This is a genomic window from bacterium, from assembly GCA_037128595.1.
Classification (GTDB): Bacteria; Verrucomicrobiota; Kiritimatiellia; order CAIKKV01; family CAITUY01; genus JAABPW01.
Genome location: JBAXWB010000067.1, coordinates 1 through 2463 on the forward strand (window position 1 = coordinate 1; position 2463 = coordinate 2463).

Genomic DNA, 2463 nt, shown 5'->3' on the forward strand with positions numbered 1-2463 from the left:
CTGGCCGCGGCACTCGGAAAGTGCACCAGTCGGCATTCGGAAAGTGCACCACCTTGAGGCATGATTCCTTCAGGCGCAATAAGGCGTCTGGAAGGAAGGAGCATGCTCAAGATGAATCAGGTACACGTAATACGGCATAAGCATTATAGCGAAGGACAGAGTGTCAGGCGGATAGCCCGGGAGATGGGGCTGAACCGCCGGACGGTGAAGAAGTATTTGGAAGAGTCGGTGCCCCTGCGGGTTGAGGTTGCACCTCGCGGGCGCCCAGTCATGGGGGAGATCAGGCAGAAGATAGACGGGTTACTGAAGGAATGGGCACACCGGACGACGAAGAAGCAACGGATCACTTCTCCTCGGCTGCATAAAGAGTTGATTGCGCAAGGGTGTGCGGTGGGTGAACGCACGGTTCGCAAGTATCTGGCAGAGAAGCGACGTGTAGCGGCAGAGGTTTACATTCCGCTTGTACACCGCCCTGGGGATGAAGCCCAGGTTGATTTCTTTGAAGTCACGGTGGAACTAAACGGGGTCATGACCAATGTTTGGAAGTTCCTGCTGAGGCTGATGTATTCGAAGCGGGATCTGGTGTGGCTCTATGAACGGTGCAACCAAGTCAGTTTCTTTGATGGCCATGTGCGCGCTTTTACCGCCATTGGTGGGGTTCCCCACCGGTTGATCTACGACAACTTGACGGCGGCGGTGAAGCGCATCATTGGGCTGTCGGAGCGGGAACTGAATGATCGGTTTAAGGCCCTCAATAGCCACTATTTGTATGAAGCCTGTTTTGCTCGGCCCGGGGAAGGCCACGATAAAGGCGGTGTTGAAGGGCGAGGCAAGACGATCCGTTTGCAGCATTTAACACCGATTGTATCAGGGAAGACACTTGCCGAGATCTCCTCGGGATTGCAAAGGGACCTGGATAATGCCCATGGACAGGCCAAGAACCACGACGGGCGTTCTTATGGCGAACTGTTTGATCAGGAGCAATGGCAGATGCGGCCCTTGCCACCCCAGGCGTTCGATCCACGGCTTCCTCAACTGGTGTGCGTTAGCCGCAGTGCAACGGTCACCGTGATGGGGGCGGTTTATTCGACACCAACCACCTGGGCGCGATTGGATGCCATGGCGTATATTGGCGTGGAGGACATCCGTTTTATCTGCCGGGGGGAAGAACACATCCATCCATTGCAACCCAAGGGCGGCAAGTCTATCCGTTACCGGCATTATCTGCCGGAACTGGCCCGCAAGCCCCAAGCGGTGCGGCAAGTGGCCCCTGAACTTCTTGCGGAACTGGGCGAGCCTTTTAGCCAACTCTGGGACATGCTGGAGAAGACGCATGGCCAGCTCAAAGCGGCGCGCATTCTGGCCGGAGTGCTGGGGGCCATCAATGATCACGGAGAGACGGTGATCAGTCACGCCCTTGTAAAGGCCTTGGCTGAAGTACGTGGCCGGGGCGATAAAGAGTCCATGGCTGAAGGCGTTGTTCTCAAGGTATTGTCAGGCTGTTTGCCCACCCGCCCCGTATTGGAGGCGGAATGTGTACCTGCCGCCTTGCGGTTTTATCAAGTGCAGTCCGGTTGTGCGGCGGATTATGATCAGCTTTTAACGGGAGGTGGCCAATGAGTGATACCCCTCTACAGGCTGTGATCAATGCTCAGACACGCACCTTGAGACTACCCACGGTGGGACGTGAATACGAAGCCGCCGCCAGGCGCGCCCGCAATGATGGTTGGGCTTATGAAGATTATTTGCGGGAACTTTTGGATGCCGAAGTGAGGACGCGCAATGAAAATGCTGCCCGCCGCCTGTTGCGACAAGCCCGGTTCCCCGATACCAAAACCCTGGATCAACTCGACTGGGAGGTCTTGCAGGGAGTCAATCGGCCAAAGATCCATGAACTGGCCAGTTGCCGGTTTGTGGAAGACAAGCATGATGTGGTCATTGCCGGGCCCATCGGAACAGGGAAAACCCATCTTGCCATCGCCTTAGGTGTGGAAGCAGCCAGACGGCGTATCCCTGTGGGTTTCCATAAGGCAGCAGATCTGGTGCGTGACCTGATGGAGGCTCGTGATGAGCGAACCCTCGGGAGGATGCATCGTCGGTTCCAGAAAGTGCCACTATTAATTGTAGATGAACTTGGGTTTGTTCCGTTCAAACGCGACGGCGGCGAGTTGCTGTTCAATCTGTTGGCGGACCGCTATGAGCGGCGGTCCACCATCGTAACCACCAATCTGGCATTTTCGGAATGGGTTCAGGTTTTTGGAGATGAAAAACTGACGACTGCCTTACTGGATCGTCTAGCCCATCATGCCCACATCCTGACCACTCAAGGTAAAAGTTTCCGCGCCCGACGAAACAAGGAAAAGACAAAAATCATTCAAGAAGGAGATTGCAGGTAATGACCCATCCCCCTTCTGCCTCCCCGGCCCTCCGCCCTTGCCACTTCGTGGCATCCCGCCTACGGCG

At 55.9% G+C, this 2463-nt stretch carries 2 protein-coding genes; both read left to right on the plus strand.

What is annotated here, in order from left to right; translation table 11 throughout:
- Positions 1-111 precede the first annotated feature (111 nt).
- Complete coding sequence (istA, locus tag WCS52_19440) at positions 112-1620, plus strand: IS21 family transposase (GenBank protein MEI6169363.1); 1509 nt, start codon at positions 112-114, stop codon at positions 1618-1620.
- On the plus strand, positions 1617-2396 hold the full coding sequence (gene istB / locus WCS52_19445) for an IS21-like element helper ATPase IstB (GenBank protein MEI6169364.1): 780 nt from the start codon (positions 1617-1619) through the stop codon (positions 2394-2396). The genes istA and istB overlap by 4 nt, the downstream gene beginning before the upstream one ends.
- Positions 2397-2463: the final 67 nt, after the last annotated feature.